The sequence below is a fragment of the Rhodococcus sp. APC 3903 genome (assembly GCF_030407755.1).
Taxonomy (GTDB): Bacteria; Actinomycetota; Actinomycetes; order Mycobacteriales; family Mycobacteriaceae; genus Rhodococcus_F; species Rhodococcus_F erythropolis.
Map to the genome: position 1 here is coordinate 1 of NZ_JASDCV010000061.1, position 7,538 is coordinate 7,538.

At 60.6% G+C, this 7,538-nt stretch carries 11 protein-coding genes; 7 read left to right on the forward strand and 4 right to left on the reverse strand.

Translation table 11 applies throughout. From position 1 onward, the window contains the following. The 3 genes from QMA15_RS32235 to QMA15_RS32945 all read left to right on the forward strand — a co-directional run. Positions 1 to 198 (forward strand): hypothetical protein (locus tag QMA15_RS32235; protein WP_290289140.1); only part of this gene is annotated, 198 nt, incomplete at its 5' end. Continuing rightward, positions 195 to 563: a hypothetical protein gene (locus QMA15_RS32240; RefSeq protein WP_127160090.1), complete on the forward strand. Its 369-nt coding sequence runs from the start codon at positions 195 to 197 to the stop codon at positions 561 to 563. The genes QMA15_RS32235 and QMA15_RS32240, both read left to right, overlap by 4 nt. After that, positions 560 to 1,849, forward strand: coding sequence for a caspase family protein (locus tag QMA15_RS32945; protein WP_356703117.1), 1,290 nt, complete (start codon positions 560 to 562; stop codon positions 1,847 to 1,849). Before QMA15_RS32240 ends, QMA15_RS32945 begins: the two co-directional genes overlap by 4 nt. Here the strand turns inward: QMA15_RS32945 and QMA15_RS32250 are convergent. Further along, positions 1,840 to 2,178 (reverse strand): hypothetical protein, encoded by a 339-nt coding sequence (locus QMA15_RS32250; protein WP_290289148.1) that lies wholly within the window; start codon positions 2,176 to 2,178, stop codon positions 1,840 to 1,842. The genes QMA15_RS32945 and QMA15_RS32250 overlap by 10 nt on opposite strands. After that, a complete protein-coding gene (locus tag QMA15_RS32255) occupies positions 2,175 to 2,984 on the reverse strand; it encodes a hypothetical protein (protein WP_290289152.1) in 810 nt (269 codons plus the stop codon). Before QMA15_RS32255 ends, QMA15_RS32250 begins: the two co-directional genes overlap by 4 nt. 383 nt (positions 2,985 to 3,367) lie before the next feature. On the opposite strand from QMA15_RS32255, the gene QMA15_RS32260 reads away from it, so the two are divergent. Both QMA15_RS32260 and QMA15_RS32265 read left to right on the forward strand, forming a co-directional pair. Next, the gene (locus tag QMA15_RS32260; RefSeq protein WP_290289155.1) at positions 3,368 to 3,934 is read left to right on the forward strand and encodes a hypothetical protein; all 567 of its coding nucleotides are present in this window, start codon (positions 3,368 to 3,370) and stop codon (positions 3,932 to 3,934) included. 16 nt (positions 3,935 to 3,950) lie between these two features. Then, positions 3,951 to 4,145, forward strand: coding sequence for a hypothetical protein (locus QMA15_RS32265; RefSeq protein WP_290289158.1), 195 nt, complete (start codon positions 3,951 to 3,953; stop codon positions 4,143 to 4,145). A gap of 828 nt (positions 4,146 to 4,973) precedes the next feature. Here QMA15_RS32265 and QMA15_RS32270 read toward each other — a convergent pair. Beyond that, positions 4,974 to 5,138 (reverse strand): hypothetical protein, encoded by a 165-nt coding sequence (locus tag QMA15_RS32270; protein WP_290289160.1) that lies wholly within the window; start codon positions 5,136 to 5,138, stop codon positions 4,974 to 4,976. Between the two features lie 153 nt (positions 5,139 to 5,291). On the opposite strand from QMA15_RS32270, the gene QMA15_RS32275 reads away from it, so the two are divergent. Together QMA15_RS32275 and QMA15_RS32280 are read left to right on the forward strand one after the other, a co-directional pair. Further along, complete coding sequence (locus QMA15_RS32275) at positions 5,292 to 6,134, forward strand: RNA ligase family protein (protein WP_290289162.1); 843 nt, start codon at positions 5,292 to 5,294, stop codon at positions 6,132 to 6,134. A 445-nt stretch (positions 6,135 to 6,579) separates the two neighbouring features. After that, a complete protein-coding gene (locus QMA15_RS32280; protein WP_290289165.1) occupies positions 6,580 to 7,047 on the forward strand; it encodes a hypothetical protein in 468 nt (155 codons plus the stop codon). A 135-nt stretch (positions 7,048 to 7,182) separates the two neighbouring features. On the opposite strand, the gene QMA15_RS32285 is transcribed toward QMA15_RS32280, so the two are convergent. Then, positions 7,183 to 7,368 (reverse strand): hypothetical protein, encoded by a 186-nt coding sequence (locus tag QMA15_RS32285; RefSeq protein ID WP_290289166.1) that lies wholly within the window; start codon positions 7,366 to 7,368, stop codon positions 7,183 to 7,185. Positions 7,369 to 7,538: the final 170 nt, after the last annotated feature.

The window sequence follows — 7,538 nt, forward strand, 5'->3', positions numbered from 1 at the left end:
CGGAGTCAGCGGTTGCGCGCAGGTCACCGCCGGTCAAAATCGGAAGGCCAGAAGGAGAAACAAATAAAACGCTTTTCCAGACGGAGCGAAGCGGAGTTCTCTTCGGGGGACACCGAAGGTGGCCAGGCCGCCGGGCAGGCGGATGCAGTTTGGCGGCTCAGTGCCATCTCCGGCGAATGCGGCAAGATACGTGCATGACCAATCAGAGTGGGGAAGCCCCTATCCAAATCAGCGGCAATCCCACTGACTTGATTCAACTGATGGAGTGGTTTCGACACGACAACGCATTGCGCGGGCGGATCCAGCTTCAGGCACCGCCCGCACAAGACGGACAAATGGGTGGCCTCGCCGATGTCTTGTTGGTGGCCGTTGGCTCTGGGGGCATCGGCACCGCCCTCGTCGCTTCCCTCAAAGCTTGGTTCGCTAACCGGAACTCAGATGTCAACCTCAAAGTCACGCTTCCCACCGGCGCCGAGATTTCGGTTGAGGGTAAACGCGTGAAGCAGGACAAGATTTTCTCCAATATGCAAACGATGATCGACTCCCTGGACACGACAGCATGAGCCGCCGGCCGGACCTTGACCGGTCTCGTGCGGTCCTGATCGGTGTCAGCCAATACGGGGCGGATGAAGAACCCACTGCTAGCTCCGAGACCTTGTCATCCCTCAACTCGGTTTCTGCCAACCTCACGGATGTGCAGCACCTGCTGACGGAACCGGATCTGGGCACCTTCGCTGTTGAACACTGCCAACTCGTCGAGAATCCGAAAGGGCCCCGCGAGATTGGTCGCGTTCTCGAAGCAGCCGGCCGCGAAGCCGAGGACGTCTTGTTGGTGTACTACAGCGGCCACGGTCTCGTTAACAGCCGCGGGCGGTTGTATCTGGGGCTACCTGGAACGAACCCTAGTCAGCTGCCCTGGACAGCGTTGTCATTCGAACTAGTACGCGAAGCTCTCCAGGACAGCCAGGCAGCGGTACGAATACTGGTCCTGGACTGCTGTTTTTCAGGTCGAGCCTTCGAGTCCATGAGTGGTGACACCGGACTCCAGCCCGCTTTACTTGATGTCGAAGGCACCTACACGCTTGCCTCCTCTGCTGCCAATCAACCGTCCTTTGCGCCGCGGGGAGAGCCGAACACTGCGTTTACAGGGGCACTCCTTGCCGCAGCCCGCCAGTCACCCGGCCAAACCCTCGAGGAGCTATACGGCGCAACGCGCAGACGTTTGAAAGCGCAGGGTCGACCGGAACCTCACCGCCGAAGTGTTGATGCAGCTGGCGACATAGTGCTCTTCGGTACCCCACGGCCCCCTGCTCTGGTACCCGTGATCGGGCCGCCTGAGCGCACTTTTGAGTTCGATGAAGCACGAAGGGTTGTACCCTCCGCCACCTCGAACCCGCTTGGGCCGGGATTCTGGAACGTCACAATCCACAACGGCAGCGCCACCCCAATCACTGAGCTGGACGTACAGGTATATCCCGTTGGGGACGCCGGGATCCGAACCGAGGACGAATGCGTCCCAGCAAAGGGCCACCCTGCTTTGGTGCGAGCATTCAACGAGCGCCCTCGCGCAGAGCTTCGAAAGAGGCTCGGATCACTCAATAGCGCAATGGTCGAAAATGCCGCTTTGAGCAAGGCAATTTCTGTTGCGCTGCAACACGTTGCGAGAATGCCTGATTCTTTTCCGATATCTCTTCCTGCCGGCGAGAACTCGACAGTTCTCTATTTTGCGCCTGAGGCGTGGGCAGTTCGAGCGGACCTCATATTCACTGACGCGGCCGGAAACAGGTGGTCGAAATCCGATATTGAGCATCCACAGCCAGCCGGAGAGGGCCAACCGATTCAAACCTGATCTACAGCTTCGGTGATCGCGTCGGCGGTCACCAGCAAGTCGATCTCAACGACGTTGGTTCCGCCGGCATCGGTGACTCGCACGGTTACCCCGGCCAACCATTGACCATCGTGCATCCTCGCCCAAAATTTCAAAATACCGTCGAGGTATCCGGACATGTAGAGCGCGGATGTCTTCACCCGCATGCTCACATGATCGGCGCGTGATGCTCCTCCGCGGCCGAGCGGAAGGGCACGGCCGATGTCGACTTTCACTGCTCTCGGTGGGTCGAATGTCCTGATCACGGGGTGATCGGGCCAGCGTTCGGTCCAATGGTCGGTGTTGATCACTGTGCTGCCCTCAATGGCGGCGTCGATGCGAGGGTGGTGTCGTCGACGGCGGCCCAGCGGAGTTGTCCGGTGTCGTCGCGGATCTCCATGCGCCCGGTGCGTTGTTGGAATCCTTTGCCTGCGGCCGCGACGGCGAGCTGAACGCCGGTCACTCGCCCTCTCCCTGCTGATAATCCTGAATACCCGGAGACACGGGACGAGATCCGCAGATCCGGACCGTCCCATTGCCCCTCAGCGACTATGAGCAGCGATCCTTTACTCCTCGCACGTGCAGCGACCGCTCGCCCCCGTGAGGGCGTCACAGTACCTCCGGCGAGGCCCAGCACAACGACGTCGAAACCCTCCAGCAAAATTGCGGCGCAGTCGATTCCGGCATCCTTTGGCTGGGGCACGAGGGCGACCTTTGCTAGATCTCCGCCTTGCTCGTGGAAGGCGAGAAGTCCGAGGCCAGGCATTCCGATCACGGCGACGTGTCCTCCACCAGCGGTGACGGTGGCGAGTAGTCCGATCAGGACTGATGCTGCGCCGTCGACGCTGACGACGGTTCCTCGTGCCAGTCCCCCGCGCGGGAGCAGATCACCGATCGGCCCCGGCACCGGGAGCATCCGGAGAGTCGATTGCGCCGTGGCCACGATTGGAATCGGCTCACGCTCGTCGACCGGGCGGAGCACGACGGATGGAGTGGCTGGTTCGGTGCCGTCGGATCGTGCGGGGATCGACGCCATTTTGCGTCGGAGCTGTTCGAGCTTCTCCGCCTTGCTGAGAGCGGCCGTCGCTGGCGGGACCTGGTCGGCCAGTTCAGTCATGCCGTACCTCTTCCCTCGCGCTACTCCCGTCCGTCACTCTACTCGAACACATGTTCTATTCCTATTGACTGCTCCAGCATTCGATACATGAGGGACGACGACATAACTCGCTCGTCAAACCCCTCCGAAAGTAGGAACTTTTTCGAACCGTTCGGTTTTCCTGGATCAACTACCTGCACTTTGGTGAGATGTCCGAATCGGGACCGGTTGCAAAGCAAAAGTAAAGATGTTTGACTCGGCCCGGGTCGACCCACAACCAATCGATGCATCACCAGCACAATGCGGAATTACTGCGAATTACTTTGGCACACAGGCGATTAACGGAGCCTGTCTGCCTTCCGGAATGCGCATGGCATGGTGATTCCTTTGCGGAAGGACGAGTCATGAAATTGAAAGCTGTCATTGTGGGAGCCGCGATGGCGCTCTCGCTGATCGGAATGTCCGGGGCCACGGCGATGGCAGAACCATCCGCGCCGGTGGAGCCGGTTCCGGTGGACGTCCTTCCCGAGCCCACCCCCGAATCGGTAGCAGCGCTGCAACAGTCACTCGAAGGCCAGGGCTATGTTCCGACCGTGAGCACCGATGGCGGCGTCCTGACCAAGGAGTACGACGTCACGCAGGCAGGGTCACCTCGTGTGGTCATCGAGACCACCGAGCCCGCACCGCTCGATCCCGGTCAGATCGCCCCACGTCTACATGTCGGTGTGGGGAACGGTGTGTACATCTACCTAAACCGCGCTGACCAGACTGCTCTCGCGGCCGGCAGTGCCACGTCAATGGGAATCATCATCTGCGGCTTGCCCGGCATCAATATCGTGGCTTGCGGAGGTGTCGGGGGTGCACTCGTTGCGGCGGCGTCGTACGTTGCTTCATACGGGATCTGCCCGAACGAGATGGAAGTTCACTTCGGAGGATTCCTGAACCCCGGCCCGAACATCAAGTGCCTCTAAAGGATTACACATGCGAATGAGCCAGAACGAAACCCGTGGCTTGACTGCCGGCCTGATAATTCTGGTGGTGTGCTCTGTCACCGCCGGTCTTCAATCGTCCTCATGGTCGCTGTTCGCCGAGGTCTTGGGCGTAGGTGCAGTGGCTTTCGTGGTGGTCGGTGGAGGCATGCACCTCCTGAACAGGTCTCAGAATGGGCATTCGCGCAAGTAGTTCATCCCCGATCGTGCGGTCGGTTGAGAAGAAGGCTCCCCACCGAATCCCAGTGGGGAGCCTTCTTCTTCGAACGTTCAACGCGTACAACTCCCGTTCTTGCGGCGTGAGACTATCTCTGCGGGTAGGTGTGTCACCTTCGAAGGGGGTTCTGCGATTAACGGTCCTCGTCCGGCATCTGCTGATGTCGCGTTGGCGGTCACGGCCGCCACAGTCCTCGGTGTCACTGTCGGGCTTCTTCTGGGCGAGGTGGTGGCCGGTGTCGCGGTCGCTGCCGGTACCGCCCTCGTGTTCCACTTCGTTTTGCGCTCGATCGTCACCAGAAAATGAGCAATACGCTGGTCGGCAGCGTGGAATAACTCTGCGCGAGTGTTCGTTGTAGAGGCTGTCGGTGTTCGGTTCTTTGCCCCGGGTACCACCCCAGAAATGCCGCTTCGAGCGGCCACTTGCCGAGAGGCGCAAGACGGGCACCGACCCTGTGAAGCCGCTGGACACCTTTCGGTGCCGGCGGCTTCGTCGTGTCCGGGGTCAGGGAGGCAGGTTGCATCGGATGCAAGATTGATGCATCTGATGTGGTGGCGGTTGCCTACCGTTTCCGGTGGTCAGTGGCGTCCGGGAGGTCGACGTCGGTAGCGGTCTTGTCGATGCGCATACCTTTGAATGCTGGGTGCCTGAGTCCACCGCCGGTATACTCGCGGTACTCGACGTCCTGACCTGCAATAAACCGTTGCAGATCGGTCAACTGTGGCGACCTGGTGCTCTTTCGTGGGTAGCTCCGTGGCTGTGAGTGATAGCCCCGAGTGGCCGAGACCGCGCAACGTTCGGGATCTACTCCGGAGCGTCGCGCTCGGGCATCTTCATGATGATCAAATCGGCGCCGTCCTTGTACCGGTAGGCCCACTGACCATCCTTCGTCATCACCGTGCCGGCCTGGCCCTCGTCCGGGGCTGGACTCCACCCTCGGACCTCATCGGGTTCTGCATTCTCGGTCATCTCGCTATTGTCTCAACCTCCGAAAACCGCCCGAACCAGTACGAACCCGCGCACAGTAGAAGGCATGAGCGCCGCCACGGGAAAACCAGTGCCGCCGATGCTCGCCACACTCGGGCAGCCACCCACGGGGGAGCGCTGGGCCTTCGAGTCGAAATGGGATGGAGTCAGGCCATCGCCACCACCGGCACCAAACCGCCGGCACTGTGGTCGCGCAACGGCAACAACTTCAGCGCCTCGTTTCCCGAGATCGTCGACGCACTCAGCGACGTGCTAGGCCACCGCGAAACCGTCCTCGACGGTGAGATCGTCGCGCTCGGACCCGACGGTGTCCCGTCCTTCTCCCGGTTGCAGCGCCGGATGCACGTCCTCAAACCCACCGCCCAACTCCGCAACGACGCCCTGACCACCTACTACGTCTTCGATGTCCTCGACATCGACGGAACATCGACGACCGATCTGCCCTACCTCGAACGCCGCGAAGCGCTCGCCAACCTCAGCCTTGAGAACCCGCGCATCAAAGTCCCACCCCACTGGCTCAACGTGGACGGACCGACCATGCTCGAGGTCGCCCGCACACACCACCTCGAAGGCATCGTCGCCAAAAGCATCACCTCGACCTACCAGCCCGGAAAACGGTCCCCGAGCTGGCTGAAAACACCGCTCCGAGCAAACACCGAAGGAATCATCTGCGGATTCGTCCCCGGATCCGGCAATGCCGCCGGCGGAATCGGATCGCTGATCCTCGGCGCCCACGACGACTCCGGATCGCTCGTCTATATCGGAAACGTCGGCACCGGATTTTCTTCGAGACAACGCCGCGAACTACGCGAACAACTCATCGACATCGAACGACCCACTAGCCCGTTCGCGATCGCACCACCACGAGCAATCGCCCGAGAAGCCCGCTGGGCAGAGCCGCTTTTGGTGTGCGACGTCGGCCTCCGCTTCGGTCTGGTCAGTGTGGCGACCTGGTGCTCGTCGCGATTGCAAGGATAGTTCGTGGGTCCGACATCCTCAGGGAAATTCGTCTCCTGCGGTTATGGGGCCTGGTGCGGCAGGATGGTGTGGTCGTCGATGGTTGTCGGGAAGTGGGGGTTTTGTGAGCAGAGAACATTTCAGTGCCTCGGATTTGATTGCACTCGGTTACGCAGCTGACAGGTTGACCTCGGTGTTTGGCGAGCCGGATTCTGTTGACGGGGAATCGCTTTGGGACAGAGAGACTGTCGTTGCGATCGAGCGCGATGTCTTGGCCCCCGCTGTCCGAGTCCTGTGGGATGCATTCGCTCCGGAGTGGAATACCCGCCTCAGAATGCAAGGCGTGTCGTTACCGTTGGGGTGGCCGCAGATGGAGCAGATGTTGGCGCGTGTGACGACGCGGCAGACCGCTGAACGTCAAGGGACGCAAGCTTCCTGAGGAACTGTTGCTCTAGAGTTCCGACTCGTGCAGAAATTGTTTCGTTTCACCTTCCAACTTCGGGCTCCGCTCACTATGCAGCAGGTCAATTTGGTACTGCCCGCAGTCCGTGCGCTGATGGAGCGAGAGGGGCTGGAGCCGAATTACGGACAGCTCGACCCCGAGGGCGAGGATCAGTGGAGGATGTCCGGCTGGACTGCCGATCTCGACTACGACGTATTCCTGGATCGCTATCCGGGAGGGTCGATCGAGGTTTGGCAAAAGTCGGTGGAGGAAGCCAAAAAGCAGTACGGCTTGACTGCCGATCTTGATTACGACGTATACCTGAAGCGCTATAAGGGAAGGTCGATCGAGGATTGGCAAAGGTCGGTGGAGCAAGCCATAAAGCAGATAGTGGCAGAAGCGAATCCGGCGGCGTGGACGTCCTGTGAGTGGCGTAACTCGGACGACGAAGACTTTGAAGTCCTCGTCTATGAGGACGCTGACGACGAGTGATGCGCTCGGTCTTTGGGTTGTAGTCGTCGTCGGTCGGGACGGAGCTGATCATGATTGAAGATGCCGGAGCGTCCCCCCGGCGTAGGAGTACAGCAGTGCGGCCGCACCGAATCCGGTGCGGGCCTTGCCTGTTGGTTAGCCCAACTGTGTATTCATCTTGTTCGCAAGCCATTCCGCGTCCGACTGGACCATCGGTCCGCGGAGGGAGTAGCGGCCGCGGTTGTCTTGGACGTAATGGGTGAAGCACTCGCCCTCGTGCCCGCCGTGTTCTTCGGTGCGTGGTATCGCGACAAAGCGTGCGGGAGAGGCTGTTTCGGTCATGTTGCTGCCTTTCTGAGAGTCGGTAGAGTCGCTCCCCTGTCACCAGGTCGAGGGTGGGCTGTCAACCCCGCAGAGCGAAGCGTGGGTTGACGGGTCGGGTCCCCGGCATGGTGTACTGGGGCGACTTGTACGACGACTTTCTTGACCACTCGGGGCTGCGTAGCGGCAAC